We start from the raw sequence: 23,144 nt of genomic DNA, 5'->3' as shown, positions 1-23,144 counted from the left end.
TCCCCGGGCGGGCGCCCTACCTTCACCGACGGCAGACATCGAGCGTCGTCTAAACGCCGCCCAACCCGGGACGATCAGCCCGCTGCTTTCTCTTCCAGCACCAGCCATTCCTCTTCCGCCGCATCCAGCGCCGCCTGCCGTTCGGCCAGCGCCGAGGTCGCCTTGTCAAACTTCTGCGGTGCGGTGGCATAAAGATCCGGCGCGGACAGGAACTCGCCCAGCTTGGCGATTTCCGCCTCAAGCCGGGCAATGACAGCGGGAAGCTGTTCCAGCCGGTGCTTTTCGGTAAAGCTCAGCCCCGATTTTCCGGCTTTCGGCTTTTCCGCCACCGGATCGGCTTTCTGCGCAACCGGGGCCGCAACCGCAACCGGCGCATCCTGCCCCCGCTGGGCGCGATAGTCCGACCAGCCCCCGGCATAGACCACAGCCCGACCATCGCCCTCCATCGCCACGGTCGTATCCGCAACGCGGTCGATGAAATCGCGATCATGGCTGACCAGCAATACGGTGCCGTCATATTCGCCCAACAGATCCTGCAACAGATCCAGCGTCTCCACGTCCAGATCGTTGGTCGGCTCGTCCATGACCAGCAGGTTCGACGGCTTGGCCATCAGCCGCGCCAGCAGCAGCCGGGCCTTTTCGCCACCTGACAGACTGCGAACCGGCGCACGCGCCTGCGCCTCATCGAACAGGAAATCCTTCAGATAGCCCACGACATGCTTGGGCTGGCCGCGCACCATCACCTGATCCGCCCGGCCCGAGACACGCATATCGGGATCGCCCGTCAGCGCATCCCACAAGGTCTGATCGGGGTTCAGCGCCGCACGCGCCTGATCGAATACCGCGATCTCCAGATTGGTGCCCAGCGTGACGCTGCCCTGATCGGGGGCGATTTCGCCGGTCAGCATCTTGATCAGCGTGGTCTTGCCCGCACCATTCGGGCCGACAAAGGCCACCCGGTCGCCACGATTCACCCGCAGATCGAAGGGCTTCAGAATGATCCGGTCGCCGAAAGCCTTGGCGATCTCTTTCGCCTCGATCACTCGCTTGCCCGATTGCGGCCCGGATTCCAGCGCCATCGCCGCAGCCCCCTGCCGACGGATCTGCGAGGACCGTTCCGCCCGCAGCGCCGCCAGCGCCCGAACCCGGCCCTGATTGCGCTTGCGCCGTGCGCTGATGCCTTCCACGGCCCACCGCGCCTCGGCCTTGATCTTGCGGTCCAGCTTGTGCCGGGCGTCATCCTCGGCGGCCCAGGTGGCCTCGCGCCAATCCTCGAAGGCCTCGAAACCCTTTTCCTGCCGCCGCACCTCGCCCCGGTCGATCCACAGGGTCGCACGGGTCAGGCGGCGCAGAAAGGCGCGGTCATGGCTGATGATGACATAGGCGGCGCGGGTCTGGTTCAGGTGATCCTCAAGCCAGCCGATCGCCTCGATATCCAAGTGGTTGGTCGGCTCGTCCAGCAGCATCAGCTCTGGCGCCTGCGCCAGAAGCCGCGCCAAAGCCGCCCTGCGCCGCTCGCCGCCCGAAGCTGTCGCCACAGGCCGGTCAGGATCGAACTTCAGCCCCTCGGCTGCCATCTCGACCCGATAGCCCTCGGCCTCGGCCAGCCCGTCGCGGGCGAAGTCGCCAAGCGTCGCAAAGCCCGACAGATCGGGGTCCTGCTCCATATAGCCGACATGGCTGCCCGCGCTCATCACCACTTCGCCGCGGTCAGGCTCGACCAGCCCGGCCATCACCTTCATCAGCGTCGATTTACCCGAGCCATTGCGCCCGACCAGCGCGACCCGGTCGCTTTGCTGAACAGTCAGCGAAAGGCCGTCGAAAACGGGATTGCCGCCGAAGGTCAGCGAGATGTCGGTAAGTTGAAGTAAAGGTGCGCGTGCCATGCGCTGCCGCCTATCGCGGGTTGCAGCGGCGGTCAATGAGGCGATGCAATCTGTCCGCACAGCCCCTTGCAGCCCGCCCCGCAACAGCCCACAAATGATCGCTCGGAACAGGGGGGCCACATGCCGCAAAAGATCATCATCGACACCGATCCCGGTCAGGACGACGCCGTTGCCATCCTTCTGGCCCTCGCCAGCCCCGAGTTGGAAATTCTGGGCCTCACCGCCGTCGCCGGCAATGTGCCGCTGGCGCTGACCGAGGTGAACGCACGCAAGATCCTTGAACTCGCGGGCCGCACTGACATTCCTGTCTTCGCCGGATGCGACGCGCCGCTGCAACGCAAGCTGGTCACGGCAGAGCATGTCCACGGCAAGACCGGCCTTGACGGGATCGACCTGCCCGCACCCTCGATGCCGCTGCAATCACAACACGCGGTCGATTTCATCATCGACACGTTGCGCCGCGAGCCAGACGGCACCGTCACCCTTGTCCCCATCGGCCCACTGACCAATATCGCCGCCGCCTTCGCCAAGGCCCCTGACATCGCGGCACGCGTCGCACGGATCGTCCTCATGGGCGGCGCCTATTTCGAGGTTGGCAACATCACCCCGGCAGCCGAGTTCAACATCTACGTGGACCCCGAAGCCGCCGCCGCCGTCTTCGCCTCGGGCACGCCGATCACCGTCCTGCCGCTGGACGCCACCCATCAAGCGCTGACCTCGCGCGATTGGGTCGAGGGCATGCGCGCCCTGCCCAGCCGCTGCGGCCCGGCGGTCGCAAGCTGGACCGATTTCTTCGAGCGTTTCGACCGCGAAAAATACGGCAGCCTCGGCGCACCGCTGCACGATCCCTGCACCATCGCTTGGCTGATCCGACCGGACCTCTTCGAAGGCCGCGAGATCAATGCCGAAATCGAGACACAGGGCGAATTCACCCTAGGCATGACCGTGGCCGATTGGTGGCGCGTCAGCGGACGACCGGCAAACGCCCTCTTCATCCGCAACCTCAACCGCGACGGGCTGTTCGATCTGCTCAGCGAAAGGATCGCGACGCTGCCGTGACGTCGCCGTTTCTTCGTTGCTGAAATACCGAATGCGATCCGCCGAATAAGCGTCTCGATGACGACTGCGACTTCGTTCACAACAAGCGCGTGAATTGTTGAAAAGCGAACGTGGTCGGTTCCGGCGCAGGCTCGTCAACGCATATTTTTCATTGAATCGAACACCGGCGAACGAATCACGCGAATCTTCGAGGCCCAAATAACGTCGCGGCACCCGCATAAAGAATGCCGAAAAATACGGCTCATCCATACGTTGCAGGGACTGTAAAAAATCCGACACATGATCGTCACATCGGTGTGAAAAATACCTCTGGATTTCCGCGCCCAGACATCGCCGTAGGGATAAATTTGGCTCGGGCGAACGCTATCGGGCCAAAGCAAAATGAGGCTTCCCGCATGATGCACCACCTGTATAGGTCAGGCGAGGTAGAGGGTGCGCCGAGAGCCGCCGCTCGATCATCCGTCAAAAATCATATAATTTTAACTTATTTTACAAATAATTAACAAATACCTCAAAACAGCGTTGGAAAAATTATAGCCTGTGCCTAGCCGGATTCCGGCGGTCTGAACGAAAGCCAGACCCCTTCCGCCCTCGGAAAACGCGTTCCACATCCGCACCAAGGTTCCGGCCCGGAAACAGAAAATCGGAGATTGTGTCTTCATCGTCACTGACGAAAAGGACAGGTATCGACCCCGCGCCTCAGGGTCTAGTCCGCATTCGTTAAGTTAAATTTCTGTTAACGAGTGCTAATATGGGTAAGAGTCGCTTTCGGCCGTTTTGGCCGACCCTGTCCGTTATTGCCCGCATGATCGAGGTGTGATCATGCAGCAGCCCTCTTGCACCGAACTGACCCCCTGCATTCACTTTTTCCCCGGCATCGGCTTTCGTCCCGCTGTCTGGTCAAGCGCGCGCGATCAGTATGGCGATCACGTGATGCTGGTCGTCGGCGACGATGCCGCGCTGGCGGGAAAGGTCCCCCCCGGCGTGATGATGACCGACGCGGCATTCAGCCCCTATGCGGGCGCGCCCGGATATCTGGGCGCCATCACAACCCCGGCTGGCGGCGTCCCCCCCGGAGGTGTCCCCGGCGTGCCGGGTGTTCCGGGCGTGCCCGGTGTTCCTGTTATTCCGATCATCTGGGGCGGCTCCAGCACCGGCGACAACGGCACCCCTGGAACCATCGTGCCGGTTGATCCTGAAGTTCCGGTCATTCCCGAGATTCCGACCGTGCCGCTGCCCGACTCTGCCGTTCTGCTGGTCTGTGGTATACTCTCACTTGCCGCGCTGCTGCGCTGGACCTCTCGCAGCACCGCCTGAGCTTACTGCTCAGGCTGTTCCGGCACCATTTCAGGGGAAGGCGCGCCCGCATCTTCGGTCGGTGCCCCGCCGTTTGACTGCCCCGGCACGAATGGAACAACGCCGTCGCCGTCACCAAGCCGTTCATCCAGCAGCGCCGCCAGATCGTTGGTGATGTCGATGGCTTCCAGCGAGACAAAAACCGTCCGCCGGTCCAGCACCGCAACCGCGCCACGTTCTCTCATAACCTCGCCCATCAGCGGCAAGGCGGCGCGATAGAAGGCCGCGCGATCCGCCGCCGCCCAGCCGTTCACATCCTGAACAGCCTGCAACCGCTCGCGGCGAACCTGCGTGGCGCGGACATCGAAGGCTTCCGCCCGACGCCGGAACTCTGCCGGATCAAGCGTCGCGCGCTCTTCCGTCAACTGCGCCTCTTCATTCGAAAGCTGTGTGACCAGCCTCTCGTTCTCGGCCTCCAGCCGCTGCCCTTCCTCGTCCAGACGCGCCTGTGTCCGCTTGCCCCAGATGGAGTTGGTGAACAGCATCTCCTGATCGATGGTGACGATTTCCGACTGAACATCGGGCTGATCGCCGGGCGATGCAGGGATGGTGCTGGCGGGAAGATCCGCGCTGGTTGCAGGTGGCGCGGGCTGCTGGCCGGGTTCAACCCCGCCAATGGGGGGACCGACGCCATCGTCCTGCGCCACAGCGGGCAGCGGGACGGTCAGACAAGCGACAAGGGCCAGACCTGCGATTGCAAGCCCGGCCCCGAAGTTCCGTCCCGAACCCCGTCGCAGCATCAGAACCGCGTCGAGATGGTCAGGTCGAAGTTCTGTTCCTCGTCATAATCCTCTTTCTTCACGGCATGCGAGAAGTTGAATCGCAGAGGACCGATCGGCGTGGTCCAGAAGATCGATGCCCCGACCGAGGCGCGCACCTTCATGCCGTCATCGACCGTATGGCCACCGCTGCCGCGCGTGTCATCCAGACCCCAGATCGAGCCGACATCGGCGAAAAGACCGCCGGTGATGCCATATTCTTCCGGCAGCCCAACCGGGAACTGCGCTTCAGCACGCGCCGCCCAGAAATAGTTGCCGCCCAGACCGTCCTCGTTCTCGGCACCCAGATCGCGCGGGCCGATCCCGTTCGGCTCAAACCCGCGGATTTTCGAGCCACCCCGGAAGCGATCCAGAATCCACGGCGAATAATCGTCGTAGCCATGGATCGAGCCAGCCTCGAATTCACCGCGCAAGGTGATCTCTTCGCGCCATGCATTGCTTTCGACGCCTGCGAGAACCGTCGTGGTGACGGCCTTCACATCGCCGCCCAGACCGGCGAAATCCTGGCTGAAGTTCAGCTTGTAATTGGTCAGCGGGTCCAGCCCGGTGATCCGCGTATCCCAGCGATAGCTATAGCCAAGCGACGAGGTGACGCGCTGCCCCTCTTCCGCGCGCAGGATGCGCGAGCTGTCCTCATCCAGATTGCTCAGCGTCTCTTTCGAGATGCGATAGCGCAGCTCAAGCCGGCCATTGTCCGAGATCGGGAACTCGATCGACGGGCGCAACCCGACCGAGCGAGTGTTGTAGTCCGAATTCAGGTTCTCAGTGACGTTATAATAGGTGTTGAACCCAAAGCGCAGATCGCGGCCAAGGAAAAACGGCTCGGCGAAGTTGATCGAGGACTGCTGATCGCCATCTGCCGTCGCAATCGAAATGCCCAGCGTCTGACCGCGACCAAGGAAGTTCGTCTCGTTCAGCGCGACGTTCAAACCCACACCCGAGGCCACCCCGTAAGACGCACCAAAGGACAGCGAACCGGTCGGCTGTTCTTCCACGTTCACATCGACGATGACCTGTTGATCGCTGCTGCCCTGACGGCTGTTGACCTGCGCGTCCGAGAAGTAACCAAGCGCCCGGATACGCTCTGCCGTGTTGCGGATGGCGCGCGGGTTGAACGGATCGCCCTCGACCGTGGTGAACTGACGGCGGATCACCTGGTCCTGCGTGGTGGTGTTGCCCTCGATATCGATCCGCTCGACGAAAACGCGCGGGCCGCGGGTCAGCGCGAAGGTCAGGTCAAGCGTCTGGTTCTGCGGATTGCGGGTAACGCGCGGCTCGATATTGACGAAATCCAGCCCCTGCTGGATCGCGACGGTCTCCATCCGGCGGATGGTGTTATCGATGGCGGCGGGGTTATAGACATCGCCCTGATTGACCCGGTTCTGCGCCGCAAAGGCGCTGGCATCGACGCCCGGAATTTCCGAGACCGTGTTCACCTGCGCAAAGCGATAGCGCGGGCCTTCCTGAATGTTGAAGGTGATGTAGAAGGCATCGCGTTCCCGCGCGATTTCGGGGGCGACAGCCTGCACCTGAAAATCGGCATAGCCGCGCGAGCGGTAGAAATCGGTCAGCATCTGCTGGTCGACCTGAATCCGTTCCGGCGCGAAGGTATCGGCGCGGATGATGCGGCGCAGCAGGCCCGCCTGTTTCGTCGCCAGCACGTCACGAAGGCGGCGGTCGCTGAAGGCGCGGTTGCCGGTGAAGCTGATCCGCTCGATCTCGGTCAGGTCACCTTCGCGGATTTCGAAGACCAGATCGATGCGATTGTCGCTGCGGCGGATGATCTTGGGATCGACCCGCGCGGCCATCCGGCCCTCGGCGGCATAGGCATTCGCGATGTTCTGGGCGTCGGACAGGGCTTGCGACGGCTCATAGACCCGGCGCGACTGGCTTTGCACAACTTGCGCAAGCTGTTCGTCCTTGATCCGGCGGTTGCCCTCGAAGCTGATCTGGTTGATCGTCGGATATTCGCTGACCCGGATGACCAGTACGCCGCCGCGCGGCTCAACCTCGACCGTCTCGAACAGGCCCGAATTCTGCAACCGCTGCAAAGCTGCGTTCAGTTCGCCCGCCGAGACATCCTGCCCACGCGCGATATTGGCGTAGGAAAGAACGGTTGCAGGCTCAACCCGCTGCGCGCCCTCGATCCGGACATCGTTGAAGACATAAGCCGAAGCGGGCGCGGGGATCAGTGCCGCCGGTGCCGCGATCGTCAAGGCCGTGACCAGCGCGACCGCGCCTCTGCCCAGTTTCCGTGTCATTGCCGCCCCTCTTTCAAGCCTGCATCAGCGCACTGTCGGCGCTTTCATTTGGTTAAACTTTTGCCTCAATCCGCCTGCCCTGTCAAAAGCGCATCGCGCCTTATGGGCAGAAAAGATCGTTGGTGAGTCCGAAAATCATCAGGCTCAGCACCGCCGCCATGCCAATTGCCGTCAGCAGGTTCAGCACCCGGTCAGACGGTGGGCGGCCAGTGATCGCCTCGTAAGTGTAAAACATCAGGTGGCCGCCATCCAGAACCGGGATCGGCAGCAGATTGAGAAATCCGATGGCCGCCGACAGGACCGCGATCCACCACAGGAAATTCGCGCCGCCCGCACTGGCCGCCTGGCCGGTGCTTTCGGCAATGCTGATCGCGCCGCCCAGATTGCAGGTGCCGATCTGGCCCGAGATCATCGCCCACATCCCCGAAAGCGACGATACGATGATGTTCCATGTCTGGGTCACGCCCAGCCACAATGCCTCGACCAGGCCTGCGCTGCGCATCTGCGGGGTGAAATAGCTGTCGCCGCCGGTCACGCCCAGCAGCCAGCGCTGTTCGTATCCGCCACCCTCGGCAGGCAGATCCTGCATCTTCGGGATCAGCGTATAGTCGGCCTCGCCCGTTCCCGGACGCCAGACGCGCATGGCGATGGGCTGCCCCTCGGCCGCCTCGACCGCCTCGCGCATCTGCGTGAAACGCGCGACCGGCTGATCGTCGATGGCAACAACCACATCGCCCGCCCTAAGCCCTGCATCGGCGGCGGCGCTGCGCGGTGCAACCCCGCTGATCCGCGCCGGCATCGGGTCCGGTCCCTGCACGGTGATCTCTTGCCCGTCGCGCTCCACCCGCCAGTCCTGAGTGGCGGCAACCGGCAGCGTCTCGGCCAGATCGCTGATATCGCGCCATGTCGCAACAGGATTGCCGCCAATGGCCAGCACCCGGTCGCCCGGCTGCAACTCGTTCACAATTTCTTCGGGTGCCTCGGCGATCTTACCCACAACCACATCCGGCGACGGCAGCCCCTGCACAAGTGCGAAGCCGCCGAAGATCAGGATCGACAGGATGAAGTTGAACACCGGCCCCGCCAGCAAGGTCGCGAACCGCGCCCAAAGCGGTGCGCCGCTCAGCGTCTGCCGCATCAGCGCGGGATCGACAGGCCGCCCGGTCCCGGCGCTTGCCGCATTGGCATCGCCCATGAACCGCACATACCCACCCAAGGGCACCGCAGCCACCTGCCACAGCGTCCCCCGCTTGTCCCGGCGCGAGATCAGCCGTGGGCCGAACCCGACCGAGAACACCTCGGCCCGGATGCCGGACAGGCGACCGATATAGTAATGGCCGAACTCATGGACCGAGACGATCACCGCCAGCGCGATCACGAAGGCCGCGAGCGTCCAGATGGTGCCGCCGAACTGGGGGATCAGATCTGTCATGCCGCCGCCTTCTGTCTGGCGGCGCGGTCCCAGTCAAGGACCGTTTCCAGATCCCCCGCATCATCCGCAAATCCCGGCTTTGCCGACAGCGCCGCCAGTGTCTCCTCGACCCGGGGTGCCATTTGCGTGAAACCGATCCGACCGGCGATGAAATCGTCCAGCGCCTGTTCCTTTGCGGCGTTGAAGACCGCCCCCGCCATGCCGCCCGCCGCCATCACCTCACGCGCCAGCCGCAGCGCGGGCCAGCGCGTCTCGTCCGGCTCGCGAAATGTCAGGCTACCCTGCTTTGCCAGATCCAGAGCGGCGACCGGCAAGGGCTGTCGCCGCGGCCAGTTCAATGCAAAGCCGATGGCATGGCGCATATCCGGCGCGCCAAGATGGGCGATGACGCCGCCATCGACATGCCGCACCATGGCATGAATGATCGATTCCGGGTGGACGAGCACCCTGATCTGATCGGCGCGAAGCCCGAAGAATTCTTTCGCTTCGATAACTTCCATCGCCTTGTTGAACATGCTGGCGCTGTCGATGGTGATCCGTTGCCCCATGGCCCAGTTGGGATGGGTCGAGGCTTCGGCCACCGTCGCCGCTGCCAGCCGCTCCAACGGCCAATCGCGAAACGCCCCACCCGATGCGGTGATAGTCACATCCTTGACGCCATCGAGGCTTTCGCCGCCAAGAGCCTGAAAAATCGCCGAATGTTCGGAATCGACTGGCAGGATCGTGGCGCCATCCTTGGCCGCCACGCGCCGCAACAAAGGCCCGGCGCAAACCAGCGACTCCTTGTTCGCCAGCGCCAGAATATTGCCCTGCGCCAGCGCCGCCAGCCCCGGCGCCAACCCGGCCGAACCGACGATGGCCGAAAGCACCCAATCGGCAGGTCGCCCCGCCGCCTCGATCAGCGCCTGCGCCCCCGCCGCGACCTCGACACCGCTGCCCGCCAACGCATCGCGCAGCGGGTCCAGCAGATCGTCATGCGCGGTGACTGCTATCTCTGCCCGCAATTCGCGGGCCGTCCGGGCCAGCCGCTCGACATTGCGGCCCCCGGTGACGGCGACCACATCGTAACCGCCCGCCTGACGGATCAGGTCAACGCAGTTTTCCCCGACCGAGCCGGTCGCCCCGAAAATAGAGATACGCCGCATATTTCAGTTCACCACCGGAAGCGCCGTCACCAGCCCGATCAGAATGGTCGCCAGCACCGCGCCCGTCACTGCGTCAAATCGATCCATGAAACCGCCATGTCCCGGAATCAGGTTGGAACTGTCCTTAACCCCTGCCCGCCGCTTGAGCCAGCTTTCCGCGATGTCACCCAACTGCCCTGCAAAACACACCAGCGGCGACACCCAGATCAGCGAGGCATCGCCCGCGCCGGTCAGATACAGCACAGCGCCAAAAATCACCGCACCGATCCAGCCCGCAACCGTGCCCGACCACGTCTTTTTCGGGCTCAGTGACGGCCAGAATTTCGGCCCTCCGATCATCCGCCCGGCGAAATAGCCCAACGTGTCCGAGATGATGACGATTCCCATCAGCCACAGCACGAAATGCAGCCCGTATTCCTCGCGGAACCAGACCAGCCCGTAGGCGACCAGCAGGATCGCCATGCCGAAAATCGCATAGGTCCAGCGGTCGCGCCTTTCAGCGCCGGGAATCCCGGCGACGATTGGCAAAAACAGCAGAAGCCAGGTCCAGACATTCTCGTACATCAAAGCCGAGGCCTGCGCGAAACCGGCGATGATCGCCAGCGCCAGCGGCCTCCACGCCCCGAACGGCCCCGGCGGATGGCGCTTGCCGCGCCAGCCGGTCATCGATGCCAGTTCCCAGAAAGTGACGGCAGAAATCACCGCCATGCCCAGCCGCAGCCAGATGCCGGTGGCAAAGGCCAGCAACACCCCGATGCCCAGCAGAACCAGTGTAGAGGCGATCCGCCGTGACAGGTCTGCCCATTTTCCCGAAGGCGACTTCGGCGCGGTCTCCCCCCCTGCGTCGGTCATACGCCGCCGAAACGCCGTTCCCGAAGGCCGAAGCGATCCAGAATCGTCGCCAGATGCTCGGGCGAGAAATCCGGCCACAGCGTCGGCGTGAATTCATATTCGGAATAGGCAGCCTGCCATGGCAGGAAGTTCGACGTCCGCGTCTCACCCGAGGTGCGGATGATCAGATCCGGGTCGGGATGGCCCGCCGTATCCAGACATGCCTCGAAATCAGCCTCGCTCGGCTCTGAAATCTCGCCCCGTGCGATCTTCTGTGCCAGCCGGGCAGAGGCACGGGTCAACTCGTCCCGGCCGCCGTAATTGATCGCCACGGTCAGGTTCAGGCGCGAATTGCCCGCCGTCCGCGCCTCGATCGAGGACATCAGCGTCTGCAGTTTCGGGTCCAGCCGCTCGCGCCCGCCGATAAAGCGCAACCGGACGCCTTCACCGGCCAGCCCGTCCGCCTCCATCTGGATATAGCGGCGGAAGATCTTCATCAGACCGATGACTTCTTCGGTCGAGCGCTTCCAGTTCTCGGTCGAGAAGGCATAGACGGTCAGCCAGTTCACCCCCAAACCCGGACAGGCGCGAACGATCTGCTTGACGCGCTCTGCCCCGCGGCGGTGGCCAACCAGACGCGGCCAGCCCCGCTCGGTCGCCCAGCGGCCATTGCCATCCATGATGATGGCGATATGGCGAGGGCGCTGCTCGCTTCCACCCGTATCCAGCAATTCTGCGGTTTCCGCGACCATAATACCCTCAAACCTGCATAATTTCGGCCTGTTTGGCCTCGAGCGCCTGATCGACATTGGCGATCATCTTGTCGGTCAGTTCCTGAACCGCACCTTCCCAGAATTTCTGGTCATCCTCGGGCATGCCATTGGTCTTGCCCTTCTTCACCTGATCCATGCCATCGCGGCGCACGTTGCGAATGGCGACGCGGGCGCTTTCGGCATATTGCGCGGCGACCTTGGTCAACTCACGGCGGCGTTCTTCGTTCAATTCGGGAATCGGCAACATGATGATGGTGCCGTTCAGCTGCGGATTGATGCCCAAGCCGCTTTCACGGATGGCCTTTTCGACCTTCCCGACCATCGCCTTGTCCCAGACATTGATGGTGACCATCCGCGGCTCGGGGACGTTGACGGTGCCAAGCTGGTTGATCGGAGTCATCTGACCGTAAGCGTCCACCTGAACCGGCTCGACCATCGAGGCGGATGCGCGGCCCGTGCGCAACGATCCGAATTCATGGCGCAGGCTTTCCATCGCGCCTTTCATCCGCCGTTCCAGATCGTCAATGTCGATTTCGATGTCGTCTGCCATGCCGGCCTGCCTCTGCGTCGTAATTTTTACCGCTTGTAACCGGATTTCCAAGGCATGGCAAAGCCTTTGCCCCCCGAATGGGCGGGCCACCGCGCGAGCTGACGCCGATCAATGGCCGGTTTTCATCTCTTGGACGCCAAGCGCCTCAAAACCATCGCTTTCCAGCAAGACTGCAAAAGGTTTCAGCATACTGACAGCCTCGGCGACCTCGCTTGCGCTGGTCGAAACGCTTCATCTGCTCAGCCCTCCGCTGCTTCGTTCTCGCGACATATAGGCCGGAAAAGCTGAAGATCGGATGAACACCCGCCCCAACTTCTTGCCAAAGCAGTTGCTGCTGCCCCTGTTCGATCCACCTTCCGCGAAGCTGCTCACTCTTCTTTGATCGGCGCAGGCGACGGCACAGGTCCATTTATGAACGCCCGCAGCCGTCGCGCGCCCCTAACCGCGATCCTCATCGCCGGGTCTCTGGGACAGTCGCTTCTCGATCGCCTGAAGCCGCGCAAGCACTTCATCGCGATAGGCCTCGGTCGCCTGATTTTCCTCGGCGTGATGGGCGTCCTGCAACGAGTTGACGATGAGGCCAACCACAAGGTTCATCACCGCGAAGGTGGTGATCAGCACGAAGGGCACGAAGAAAACCCAGGCCCAGGGAAAGACCTCCATGATCGGGCGAACGGTTCCGGTCGACCAACTGTCCAGCGTCATCATCTGGAACAGCGTGTAGATGGAACGGCCAAGTGTTCCGAACCATTCAGGAAAATCCTGCCCGAACAGTTTCGTCGCGATCACCGCGAAGATGTAGAAGATGATCCCCATCAGCACAAAGACGCTGGCCATGCCGGGCAGCGCGGACAAAAAGCCCTCGACCACCCGACGCAGGCGCGGCGTGACCGAGACGATCCTGAGGAGCCGCAGAACCCGCATTGCCCGCAACACCGAAAGCCCCTGCGCAGCGGGAACCAGCGCAATGCCGACGATGGCGAAATCGAAGACGTTCCATCCGTCGCGGAAGAACCCAAACCGGCGCGCGGCCAGCTTCAGCAGGATTTCGATCACGAAAATCGTCAGGCACAGTCGGTCCAGCGCGGTGATGAGACCCCCGAACCGGGCCATGATCCCGGCCGAGGTCTCAAGCCCCAGAACCGCCGCATTGAACAGGATGACGAAGGTGATGAATCGGCCCACGGCGGGGTCATAAACGAACCGTTCCACGGCGCGGCTGATCTGGCCCACAACTCTCAGCCGTGGACGCGCGTATAGGTGCCCTTGCCCTGCAGGATGGTGCGGAACCCGCCCGGCTCGTCCAGCGAGAAGACGATGATCGGCAGCTTGTTGTCCCGCGCCAGCGCGATGGCCGAGGCATCCATCACGCCCAGATGTTTCTGCAGCACCTCGTCATAGGTCACTTCGCCGTAACGCTTTGCATCGTCGAATTTTTTCGGGTCTTTGTCATAGACGCCATCGACCTTGGTGCCCTTGAAGATCGCCTCGCAATTCATCTCGTTCGCGCGCAGCGTCGCCGCCGTGTCGGTGGTGAAATAGGGATTGCCGGTGCCTGCGGCGAAGATCACGATCCGCTTCTTCTCAAGGTGGCGAATGGCCCGGCGGCGGATATAGGGCTCGCAAACCTCATCCATGCGGATCGCGCTGATGACCCGGCAATGCAGACCCTTGGCCTCCAGCGCCGATTGCATCGCCAGCGCGTTCATCACCGTGGCGAGCATGCCCATATAGTCGGCGGTCGTCCGCTCCATCCCCTGCGCGCTGCCCTGCAGACCACGGAAAATATTGCCGCCACCGATGACCATGCACACCTCGACCCCCATGGCCGAGACCGATTCCACCTCATTGGCGATGCGCGCGACAGTGGGCGGATGCAGGCCGAAACCCTGATCCCCCATCAGCGCCTCGCCCGAAATCTTCAGCATTACGCGGCCATACTGGGTGGGCGCGGCGCCCGTGTCGTCGGTCATGGTTGGTCCTTCCTTGGGCGGCATTCGCGTGGGGCCTTGGCTTTCATCGCGGCGCAAAATGTCGCAAAAGGTCGGGGTAATCAACAGCCCGTAAACACCGGATGGACAGCAACAGCTTGCATCAGATCGACCCGTCACGCCACCTGCTGATTGCGGGGCCGACAGCCAGTGGCAAATCCGCGCTGGCACTTGCAGTTGCGCGCCAGCAAGGCGGGCTGATCGTCAATGCCGATGCCCTGCAAATTTGGTCCTGCTGGCGCGTCCTGACCGCCCGCCCCTCGCCCGAGGACGAGGCAAAAGCCCCCCATGCCCTTTACGGCCATGTCACACCCGATCGCAGCTATTCGGTCGGCGACTGGCTGAAGGATGTGCAGAACCTGTTGCCTCAGCGGCTGATCATCGTCGGCGGCACCGGCCTTTATCTGACGGCGCTGACGCAGGGTCTGGCCTATGTTCCGCCCGTCCCACCCGAAATCCGGGCCGAGGGCGATGCACTTCTGCGGCAACAGGACGGCTTGGCACGGATGATCGACGGGCTTGATCCGCTGACAGCCAGCCGGATCGACCTCTTGAACCCCGCCCGAGTCCAGCGCGCGTGGGAAGTGCTGCGCGCAACCGGGCGTGGGTTGGCCGAGTGGCAGGCAGACACGCCGCCGCCGCTGATCGGCACCAAGGAAAGCCAGCGGCTGTTGATCACCACCGACCGCGACTGGCTGGCCGACAGGATCGCGATCCGCTTTCGCCAGATGATGTCGCAGGGTGCGCTGGACGAGGCGCGGGCGATGCGCCCACAATGGGACCCGACACGGCAATGGGCGCGGGCGATTGGTGCGCCCGAACTGATCGCCCATCTGCGCGGCCAGACTGATCTGGACAGCGCGACCGAGCGCGCGATCATCGCCACCCGGCAATATGCGAAATCGCAGCGGATCTGGTTCCGTGGACGGATGAAGGACTGGCAGCAATGGCCGGTCGATGCGAAAACCACACAGGTTCGCTGATCTTCGGTTGACGCTGACGACTCATTGAACAGCCCGACGATACCGGCGATAATTCGCCTATTATAGGGTGTCTTGGGCGCGAACCATGTCAGTGTTCGAACGATCGGAATGGCAATCTGGTTTTCCATTCTCGCCCAGCCGCTTGCGGGCGACAGGTGAACGCATTCCCGATTCCAGCGCGGAAACCAACCCCTCCGGCAACGCCCCTCTCCCGCCGCGCAATCCCACCTATCCGCCAAATTCCGCCGAAGTGCCGGGCGACGATCAAGACCCCGAAAACGCGCATCTGGCGGCAATCGCGAAACTGATCGCGCGTCCACTGGCCCGTGCCGGTCGCCCGGCTGGACCGCAGCCGGGTCTGCGCCTGCTGCCCATTGCGGCCTTCGTCTGGGGCAGTCCCGCCCGCCCGCCACAACCGCGCACCCGGCCAGACCACACGCTGATCTGGGTGACCGAGGGGCGGATGCAACTTGATTTCCCGCGCCGCCATCACATCATGCGGCGCGGCGATCTGCGGCTGATCCCGGCCGGGACCGCCTTCGCGACCCTGCCCGCGCCGGGGGCCGAGGGGCATGTCGCCCTGATCTCGGCAGCCCTTGCCGGGCGCAGTTCACCGGCGTTCCCTGTCGAGGGGCTTTCCGCGCATATCGGCGGCCACGGCCCGCAATTTCTTGCCACGCTGAACGATCTTGCCGCCGAGGCGCGCGCGCCGCAGACCGCCACCATCGCCTGTCTGATGAATCTGCTGTCGCTGCGCCTCAGCCAACTGGAGCCAGAGCGTGACCGCATTGCGACCACGCCTCCCCCGCTGCCCGACAGACCGCTGGTCGAGCGGTTTCTTGCGCTGGCGGCAACTCGTCTTGGCTCCTGCGACCTGATTGCCGAGATGGCCGCGCAACTGAACACGACCAGCGCGGCATTGGATCGGGCCTGTCTTGCCGCGCGCGGACAGCGCGCGGTCGAGCTGGTCCATCGTCTCAGGCTGGATCGCGCGGTGCGAGTCCTGCGCGAAACCGACACGCTTCCGGCACGGATCGCGTCAGAGTTGGGCTATACCAGCCACGCCCATTTCACCCGCGCCTTCGTCGCAGCGACAGGCCGCACGCCCGAGGTGTTCCGCGCTCAGTCCCGGTCCTGATCCTCGGGGTCTTTCCGACCCCGGAACCCGGTCGCAACCACGAATTTTTCGGATGAATCACTGCGGCTTGCGGGCGGCTTCACATTGGCAACCTTGTCGAAGTTGCGCTTCAGCAATGCCTGCATGTCGGCCTCTGCCCCGCCAGCCAGCACCTTGGCCACAAACGTCCCGCCCGGTTCCAGCACGTCGAAGGCCAGTTGCAACGCCGCTTCGACCAGCGCGACGATGCGCAAATGGTCGGTGCCTTTGTGGCCCGAGGATGATGCGGCCATATCGGACATCACCACATCGGCGGGCCCGCCAAGCCAGTCTTTGACCTGCTGATCGGCACCATCCTCAAGAAAATCAAGCACATGGATTTCGGCACCCGCAATCGGATCGACCTCTTGCAGATCGATGCCCAGAACCTTGCCGACGGATTTGCCCGACTTCTCGCCAAGCGCGTTCACGCGCTCGACCGCGACCTGACACCAGCCGCCCGGCGCGCAGCCCAAATCCACGACGCGCGCACCCGGCAGCAGAAACCGATACTTGTCGTCCAGTTCCAAAATCTTGAACGCCGCCCGGCCGCGATAGCCTTCACGCTTGGCGCGGGCCACATAGGGATCGTTCAACTGCCGCTCCAGCCACAGTTTGCTGCTGAGCCTCCGCCCCTTCGCGGTCTTCACCCGCACGCGCAGATCGCGCTGGCCGCGCCCGCTGGATTTGCCCGCGCGGCTGCCCGGTATTTTCGTCATTTCATGCCACTCCGTTCATTCCGTCCGGCGTCAGCACTCCATCGCGCACCATCTGGGCGTAAAGCAACCCCTCGCGCAGCCCCCGATCCGCGACCGACAGCTTGTTCGTGGGCCAGACCCGCATCAGGGTCTGCAGAATCGCCACGCCCGACATAATCAGCGCGTGCCGTTCCCGCCCGATCCGGGGATCGGCGCGGCGGCCATCGGGGCCAAGCTGCAGATAAGAATGGATGACCCGGTCGATCTGTTCGGTGGTCATCTCCAGCCCGTCCACCTTGGTCCGGTCATAGCGGCGCAGGCCAAGGAAACTGGCCGCGACGGTGGTGACGGTGCCCGAGGTGCCGATGATCTGGAAACCCTCATCCGGCGAGCCATTGGCATAGGGGGAAAAGCCCGACAGCATCTCTTCGAAATACCACGACATCAGCGCGAACCGGCCCTGATCGTCTTCGACATCGGCAAACTGGTCGCGCAGCGTCGCCACGCCAAGCGGCACGCTGATCCAGTCAACGACCCGCGCGCCGCCCGGAACCGGATTGGTGAACCCGTCCGACAGCCGCATGATGGCCCGCGACCGCTCGGTCGGTTCGACATCTTCAAGATCGATCCAGACCAGCTCGGTCGAGCCGCCGCCGATATCGACGACCAGCAGGGTCTCGGTCCGGTGACTGACCAGCGGCGCGCAGGAAATGACGGCAAGCCGTGCTTCTTCCTCGGCGTCGATCACCTCCAACGGCAGGCCCGTTTCCCGGCGGATGGTGCGCAGGAAATCACGGCTGTTGCGCGCCCGGCGACAGGCTTCCGTCGCGACCAGACGCATATTGCCGACGCGGTGCTGCTCCAGCTTGCGCCGGCACACCTGAAGCGCGTGAACGGTACGCGCCATCGAGCTGCGGGACAGGCGTCCCGAAGCTTCCAGCCCATGCCCAAGCTGAACCGGCTTGGAGAAGCTGTCCACAACCTGAAACTGACTGCCGCGCGGTCGGGCAATCAGCATCCGGCACGAGTTGGTCCCGAGGTCCAGCGCAGCATAAAGCTGCCCTTCCTCGACGTTGCGGGTGGCAGACGGCTCGACCGTTTTTCTCGGGAACGCGTCCGCACCCGCAGGACGCTTGGGCGTCATGATCACGCCCTCCGATGACAAGTTGAATAAAAAGTAGCTTGCCGCCCGTGTTCATTCAAGGGGCAGCGCCGACAGAAGTGGGCCGCGCGAACGGATTGAACAGGCGCGGCGCCGGGTCTATCACTTTCCGACCGGGACCGGCCAAGCGCCGGTTCACGGCTTTCCTGTTTCCCTTCCTGTGCTTGCACCCTCACCCCTGCCCCGGAACGCCGATGCTGATCACCCTGCTGACTGGAAAAGCCGCACCTTTGGCCGGAAGTGACAGCCACAGCGGTATCGTCAAGCGCCCGGTCGCAGAGGCGCTGCATCTTGGCCCCGAGGGGTTCGAGACCGATGAGCAGGCCGACCGGCGCGTTCATGGTGGGCCGGAAAAGGCCGTCCATCACTATCCCCGCGATCACTATTCCGCGTGGCGCGACGATCTTGGCCCGCTGCCGGTTCTGCGGGAACCCGGCGCGTTCGGCGAAAACCTGTCAACCTATGGCCTGACCGAGGATGACGTGGCCGTCGGCGATATCTTCAGGCTGGGCGAGGCACTGATACAGGTCTCGCAGGGGCGGCAGCCCTGCTGGAAACTGAACCACCGCTTCGGCGTGCCGGATATGGCGCGGCGGGTGCAGGGGACGGGCCGCACCGGCTGGTATTACCGCGTCCTTCAGACCGGCATGGTTGCGCCGGATGACCGGATGACGCGGATCGACCGGCTGGCCCCCGACTGGACTTTGCGCAGGCTCTGGCATGTCATGTATGTGGACCGGCTGAACCGCGATGCGCTGGAACAGATCGCCGCGCTGGACGTGCTGGCCGAGGGATGGCGCCGCTATGCCACCCGCAGGCTGGAAAGCGGACGGGTCGAGGATTGGCGACCAAGGCTGGAGGGCAAGACATGAGCGACATCGACACCCGGATCGACAAGGCGCCGCTGATCATCTCGATCCAAAGTCAGGTGGTCCACGGTCATGTCGGCAATTCGGCGGCGGTCTTTCCGATGCAGGCGGCGGGGCTGGAGGTGGCGGCGATCCCGACGGTGCTGTTCTCCAACACACCCGATTATCCGACGCTGCGCGGTGCGCCGGTTCCCCCCGCCATTTTCGCCGACCTGCTGCTGGGCGCGGAAGAGCGTGGCCTGCCGCAGCGGGCGGTCTGGCTGATCACGGGCTATATCGGCTCGGTCGAGGTGGCGGAACTGACCGCCGATTTCGTGGCGCGGGCCAAGGTGGCCAATCCGTCGCTGCGCTATCTGTGCGATCCGGTCATGGGCGATCACGGGCCGGGGCTTTACGTGCCCGCCGAACTGGCCCGGCTGATGCGCGACCGCCTGTTGCCGATGGCCGATCTGACGACGCCAAACTCTTTCGAACTGGGCCATCTGACCGGCACGCCGATCACCACCCTTGCCGATGTCGAGACCGCGGCGGCCAAGCTGCACCTCGCGCCCGAAGCCTCGCTGATCGCGACCGGCTGCGTGCTGCGGGACAGCCCCGACGGGCATCTGGAAAGCGTGATCATCGGGCCTCGGGGCGTTTCGCGTCACCCCACACCGCATATTCCCGTCGCCCTGCCCGGCACCGGCGATCTCTTTTCCGGGCTGGTCATGGCCGGGCTGGGCCGGGGCGATGCGCTGCCTCAGGCAGTGGCCCGGGCGCAGGATCTGACGGGCCGGGCGCTCGACTATGCCGCAAAGGCCGGCGCGCGCGAAATCGTGCTTTATGAGCCGTCATTCCGCCGCGCGCTGCTGAGCATCTGACCCTAGGTCACAGGCCTTGGGGGCTTTTCCCCACGCGGGCTTTGCCCTCTCATGACCTTCGGAGGCAAAACGGGGGCGGCGATGCAGATTGGCGAAGCATTGGACGAGGCAACGGTTCTGCGGATGCGGGACAGTTTTGCGTCGCAGGGGCTGATGCGGCTGATGGGGGCAACGATGACCACCATCCGCACCGGAGAGGTGACGATCATCCTGCCGTTTCGCGACGACCTGACCCAGCATAACGGCTATTTCCACGCTGGCGGCAGCTCGGCCATCGCCGATTCCGCCGGGGGCTATGCGGCCTATACGCTGTTCGATCCCGATAGTTCGGTGCTGACGGTCGAGTTCAAGCTGAACCTGATGAATCCCGGTCAGGGCGACCGGCTGGAGGCGGTGGGCCGGGTGATCAAGCCGGGTCGAAATCTGACCGTGTGTCAGCTTGATGTCTGGGGCGTGACCGGCAACAGACGGGTGCATGTGGCGACCGGATTGCAGACATTGATGCAGATGCGGCCCAGAGGGTGACGCTGGTGCGAAGCAACGCAGGCAAGCCGGAGATGGCAGCGATTGGGCTGAAAAATCGATCCCGCCGCGACGGCGCGTTTTCCGCCTTGGGGTCGGCCACGCGCTTCACCTTCTGCGATGACCGACCTACAATTCCGCAACCCTGAAACGCCATCCTTGACACCCCCTCAGATGATGGCGTGACACTCACTATATGTTAGCGTAATCACTGACTACGTTAGAAGAAAACAGGAGATGTTCTGACATGGCACAGGCTCGGATAGGTCTGATCGGATTAGGCACCATGGGCGCGGCCCTGGCACTGAACATCGCTGAAAAAGGATTTCCCATCGCGGTCTGGAACCGCACCACCGATGTTACCCACCGCTTCAAGGCCGATGCCGGTGAACTTGCAGACCGGGTCATTCCGACCGACAGCCTGAAGGAACTGGTCGAGGCGATCACGCCCCCCCGCGCCATCATCCTGATGGTTCCGGCAGGTGCCGCCGTCGATCAGCAGATCGAGGCGCTGACCCCCTATCTTGGCCCGGATGATCTGGTGATCGATGCGGGCAACGCCGATTTCCACGACACCAACCGCCGCAATCAGGCCGGTCTGCCGTTCCATTTCCTTGGCATGGGCGTCTCGGGCGGCGAGGAAGGCGCGCGGCATGGTCCCTCGATCATGGGCGGCGGCAGCGAGGCCGACTGGTCCAGCGTCGCCGATATCCTGACCGCCATTTCCGCCAAGGCCGAAGACGGCACGCCCTGCGCCGCACGGATGGGCGATGAAGGCGCGGGCCATTTCGTGAAGATGGTGCATAACGGCATCGAATATGCCGACATGCAGATGATTGCTGAAGTTTACGGCATCATGCGCGACGGCATGGGTATGGATGCGGCCCAGATCTCGAAAGTGTTCAGCCGCTGGAACGAAGGCCCGCTGCAATCCTACTTGATCGAGATTTCGGCAGCCGTGACCGCGACCGCCGATCCGCATGGCGGCAAGCCGATCGTCGATGTGATCCTTGACCGTGCGGGCCAGAAAGGCACCGGCCGCTGGACCGCCATCGAGGCGCAGCATCTGGCAGCCCCGATCCCGGTGATCGAGGCGGCGGTGATGGCGCGCAACGTCTCGGGTCAGCTTGATCAGCGCAAGGCGGGCGAGGCGCGGTTCGGCGCCGCCCCGAAACGCGCCGATTTCGACACCGGCGCGCTGGAACAGGCGCTGATCGCGGGCAAAATCCTTTGCTATGCGCAAGGCTTTGCGATGATCGCGGCAGCGTCGAAGCCCTTCGGCTGGACGCTGAACCTGCCCGAGATCGCGAAAGTCTGGCGGGCGGGCTGTATCATCCGGTCAACCATGCTGAACGACATGGCCGAGGCACTGGCCGAAGATCCGGCCCGCAATCTGGTTCTGGCCCCGTTCTTCGCCGATCTGGTGGAAAAGGCACTGCCGTCTCTGCGCCGCGTCGTGGTCGAAGCGATCGATGCGGGACATGCGGTCCCGGCACTTGTTTCCGGGCTGATGTGGTTCGACATGATGCGCACGTCGCGCGGCACGGCGAACATGATCCAGGCGCAGCGCGATTTCTTCGGCGCGCATGGTTTCGAGCGTCTGGACGGGATCGAGGACAGTCACGGCCCATGGGCCATGCAGCAAGGCTGAACCACGAACGCCTTCCGTGAATAAAGAAACACCCGCCAGCTTTGGCGGGTGTTTTGGTAACGTCACACTGGTTAAACTATTGCTGAACCTCACCGCTGGCGGGATCCACGCGAATCTCGACCTCACGGTTTTCGGTATTCCGGTATTCGACGTCCCAGAAGCCGTCGTCATCCCAAGAGACATCGGTGATCGTGCCCAGTTCCGATGCCAGATCGGTTTCCAGCTTCTGAACCAGTTCGGACAGTGCCATCGAACCAGCGGGCGGCACGTCACGGTCGGCCTGCTGGGCAAGAATCGTGGTCGGCAGGGCAACAATCGTGGCCAGTGCAACGAGGGCTGAGGCTTGTTTGATCATGTGTCGTTTCCTCTTTGCTTGGTCGTGCCCACCCAACGTATCCCCCGCCCACAGGTTCCAAGCCGACCGCCACCCCGCCCCTTGCGAGCGGCGTTCCGCCCCCATATATTCGATCTGTTCGGCGCAAGCCGGGCTATGGACATAAACGCGCATGTAATAAGCGGATCGGACCCGGGGGCGGTACCCGGCGACTCCACCAAACCACCTTCGTTGGGGGCTCATGGGGTCGAAACAGGATCGACGAACGTCTAAAGATGTTTGCTTTGTCTCGGTGAGCTACCACCGTTATCGGTGCAAAATGTACAGTTGCCAACGACAACCGTGCTCCGGTCGCTCTGGCTGCGTAAGCAGCTCGGGTAACCGAAACCTAAGTCCTTGCGCCTAGCAGCGTAAGGCGGGGCCCGCAGGAGCCTGGCAACAGAATCCTGCACTTTCCCCCCCACAATCTGACCTGCAACGCCTACGCCTGCACACGCAGAACGTTATTTCAGCCATCCATTTGCTAAGACTGTTTATCGATATTGATAAATGTTCTGCCTGCCGGGTCAGCCCGACAACAGCGCGCCGACTCATCATTCGCGAACGCAGGATCGCCTCAGCGAAACATCAGCAAACGTGGATCGTCACAAGCCGCTGAAAAGGCGTGATCCCGCATCAGCAGAGTGTTGCGGCGCGGGCTTGCACGATCCGAACCTTGGCCACACCGCCAAGCTGCCCTTGTTCCAGCACCGCTGATGCTGGGCTACCTCTCCTTGCAGACGGCCCGAAATCTTCCCGCATCGCGCGATAGCCCCCCTTTTCAACTGGATTCATATCCCTATGCTG

Annotated in this window: 21 protein-coding genes and 1 other RNA gene; 9 read left to right on the top strand and 13 right to left on the bottom strand. The window is 63.4% G+C overall.

Translation table 11 applies throughout. The annotated features are described in order from the left end of the window. Positions 1-74 precede the first annotated feature (74 nt). Positions 75-1,886: an ABC-F family ATP-binding cassette domain-containing protein gene (locus JJJ17_RS13640; protein WP_200687381.1), complete on the bottom strand. Its 1,812-nt coding sequence runs from the start codon at positions 1,884-1,886 to the stop codon at positions 75-77. 120 nt (positions 1,887-2,006) lie between these two features. Between JJJ17_RS13640 and JJJ17_RS13635 the strand changes: the two genes are divergently transcribed. Both JJJ17_RS13635 and JJJ17_RS13630 read left to right on the top strand, forming a co-directional pair. Next, positions 2,007-2,945, top strand: a complete 939-nt coding sequence (locus JJJ17_RS13635) for a nucleoside hydrolase (RefSeq protein WP_200687380.1) — start codon at positions 2,007-2,009, stop codon at positions 2,943-2,945. Between the two features lie 822 nt (positions 2,946-3,767). Beyond that, positions 3,768-4,262: a hypothetical protein gene (locus tag JJJ17_RS13630; RefSeq protein WP_200687379.1), complete on the top strand. Its 495-nt coding sequence runs from the start codon at positions 3,768-3,770 to the stop codon at positions 4,260-4,262. Between the two features lie 2 nt (positions 4,263-4,264). Here JJJ17_RS13630 and JJJ17_RS13625 read toward each other — a convergent pair whose 3' ends face one another. The 9 genes from JJJ17_RS13625 to pyrH all read right to left on the bottom strand — a co-directional run bounded on the left by JJJ17_RS13625 (position 4,265) and on the right by pyrH (position 14,045). Then, a complete protein-coding gene (locus tag JJJ17_RS13625; RefSeq protein ID WP_200687378.1) occupies positions 4,265-5,041 on the bottom strand; it encodes an OmpH family outer membrane protein in 777 nt (258 codons plus the stop codon). Further along, the gene (bamA, locus tag JJJ17_RS13620) at positions 5,041-7,341 is read right to left on the bottom strand and encodes an outer membrane protein assembly factor BamA (RefSeq protein ID WP_200687377.1); all 2,301 of its coding nucleotides are present in this window, start codon (positions 7,339-7,341) and stop codon (positions 5,041-5,043) included. The genes JJJ17_RS13625 and bamA overlap by 1 nt, the downstream gene beginning before the upstream one ends. Before the next feature lie 100 nt (positions 7,342-7,441). Further along, positions 7,442-8,773: an RIP metalloprotease RseP gene (gene rseP / locus JJJ17_RS13615; protein WP_200687376.1), complete on the bottom strand. Its 1,332-nt coding sequence runs from the start codon at positions 8,771-8,773 to the stop codon at positions 7,442-7,444. Beyond that, positions 8,770-9,918: a 1-deoxy-D-xylulose-5-phosphate reductoisomerase gene (gene dxr / locus JJJ17_RS13610; RefSeq protein WP_200687375.1), complete on the bottom strand. Its 1,149-nt coding sequence runs from the start codon at positions 9,916-9,918 to the stop codon at positions 8,770-8,772. The genes rseP and dxr overlap by 4 nt, the downstream gene beginning before the upstream one ends. A 3-nt stretch (positions 9,919-9,921) precedes the next feature. Next, entirely contained in the window at positions 9,922-10,770 is an 849-nt protein-coding gene (locus JJJ17_RS13605) for a phosphatidate cytidylyltransferase (protein ID WP_200687374.1), read from the bottom strand. Then, complete coding sequence (gene uppS / locus JJJ17_RS13600; protein ID WP_200687373.1) at positions 10,767-11,501, bottom strand: polyprenyl diphosphate synthase; 735 nt, start codon at positions 11,499-11,501, stop codon at positions 10,767-10,769. The genes JJJ17_RS13605 and uppS overlap by 4 nt, the downstream gene beginning before the upstream one ends. A 7-nt stretch (positions 11,502-11,508) precedes the next feature. Then, positions 11,509-12,072 (bottom strand): ribosome recycling factor, encoded by a 564-nt coding sequence (gene frr / locus JJJ17_RS13595; protein WP_200687372.1) that lies wholly within the window; start codon positions 12,070-12,072, stop codon positions 11,509-11,511. A gap of 438 nt (positions 12,073-12,510) precedes the next feature. Then, entirely contained in the window at positions 12,511-13,296 is a 786-nt protein-coding gene (locus JJJ17_RS13590; RefSeq protein ID WP_200687669.1) for an ion transporter, read from the bottom strand. 14 nt (positions 13,297-13,310) lie between these two features. Beyond that, positions 13,311-14,045, bottom strand: coding sequence for a UMP kinase (gene pyrH / locus JJJ17_RS13585; RefSeq protein ID WP_200687371.1), 735 nt, complete (start codon positions 14,043-14,045; stop codon positions 13,311-13,313). A gap of 101 nt (positions 14,046-14,146) precedes the next feature. Between pyrH and miaA the strand changes: the two genes are divergently transcribed. Together miaA and JJJ17_RS13575 are read left to right on the top strand one after the other, a co-directional pair. Next, positions 14,147-15,046 (top strand): tRNA (adenosine(37)-N6)-dimethylallyltransferase MiaA, encoded by a 900-nt coding sequence (gene miaA / locus JJJ17_RS13580; RefSeq protein ID WP_200687369.1) that lies wholly within the window; start codon positions 14,147-14,149, stop codon positions 15,044-15,046. A gap of 85 nt (positions 15,047-15,131) precedes the next feature. Beyond that, positions 15,132-16,184, top strand: a complete 1,053-nt coding sequence (locus JJJ17_RS13575) for a helix-turn-helix domain-containing protein (RefSeq protein WP_200687368.1) — start codon at positions 15,132-15,134, stop codon at positions 16,182-16,184. Here the strand turns inward: JJJ17_RS13575 and JJJ17_RS13570 are convergent. Continuing rightward, positions 16,169-16,921: an RlmE family RNA methyltransferase gene (locus JJJ17_RS13570; protein ID WP_200687366.1), complete on the bottom strand. Its 753-nt coding sequence runs from the start codon at positions 16,919-16,921 to the stop codon at positions 16,169-16,171. The genes JJJ17_RS13575 and JJJ17_RS13570 overlap by 16 nt on opposite strands. 1 nt (position 16,922) lies before the next feature. Then, positions 16,923-18,044, bottom strand: a complete 1,122-nt coding sequence (locus tag JJJ17_RS13565; protein WP_200687364.1) for a Ppx/GppA phosphatase family protein — start codon at positions 18,042-18,044, stop codon at positions 16,923-16,925. A gap of 212 nt (positions 18,045-18,256) precedes the next feature. On the opposite strand from JJJ17_RS13565, the gene JJJ17_RS13560 reads away from it, so the two are divergent. From JJJ17_RS13560 to gndA, 4 genes are all read left to right on the top strand, one after another. Next, positions 18,257-18,934, top strand: coding sequence for an MOSC domain-containing protein (locus tag JJJ17_RS13560; protein ID WP_200687362.1), 678 nt, complete (start codon positions 18,257-18,259; stop codon positions 18,932-18,934). Beyond that, positions 18,931-19,791 carry a pyridoxal kinase gene (pdxY, locus tag JJJ17_RS13555; RefSeq protein ID WP_234464100.1) on the top strand — a complete coding sequence of 287 codons (861 nt, stop codon included), beginning with the start codon at positions 18,931-18,933 and terminating at the stop codon, positions 19,789-19,791. The genes JJJ17_RS13560 and pdxY overlap by 4 nt, the downstream gene beginning before the upstream one ends. An 81-nt stretch (positions 19,792-19,872) precedes the next feature. Further along, positions 19,873-20,316: a PaaI family thioesterase gene (locus JJJ17_RS13550; protein ID WP_234464099.1), complete on the top strand. Its 444-nt coding sequence runs from the start codon at positions 19,873-19,875 to the stop codon at positions 20,314-20,316. 244 nt (positions 20,317-20,560) lie between these two features. After that, positions 20,561-21,964, top strand: coding sequence for an NADP-dependent phosphogluconate dehydrogenase (gndA, locus tag JJJ17_RS13545; protein ID WP_200687361.1), 1,404 nt, complete (start codon positions 20,561-20,563; stop codon positions 21,962-21,964). Between the two features lie 76 nt (positions 21,965-22,040). On the opposite strand, the gene JJJ17_RS13540 is transcribed toward gndA, so the two are convergent. Continuing rightward, positions 22,041-22,319 carry a PepSY domain-containing protein gene (locus tag JJJ17_RS13540; RefSeq protein ID WP_200687359.1) on the bottom strand — a complete coding sequence of 93 codons (279 nt, stop codon included), beginning with the start codon at positions 22,317-22,319 and terminating at the stop codon, positions 22,041-22,043. 77 nt (positions 22,320-22,396) lie between these two features. On the opposite strand from JJJ17_RS13540, the gene ssrA reads away from it, so the two are divergent. After that, positions 22,397-22,751: a transfer-messenger RNA gene (gene ssrA / locus JJJ17_RS13535) on the top strand. Positions 22,752-23,144: the final 393 nt, after the last annotated feature.

This window comes from Paracoccus caeni (assembly GCF_016629665.1).
Lineage (GTDB): Bacteria > Pseudomonadota > Alphaproteobacteria > Rhodobacterales > Rhodobacteraceae > Paracoccus > Paracoccus caeni.
The sequence above is the reverse complement of the archived record's forward strand: the minus strand, read 5'-3'. Positions and strand labels throughout refer to the sequence as shown.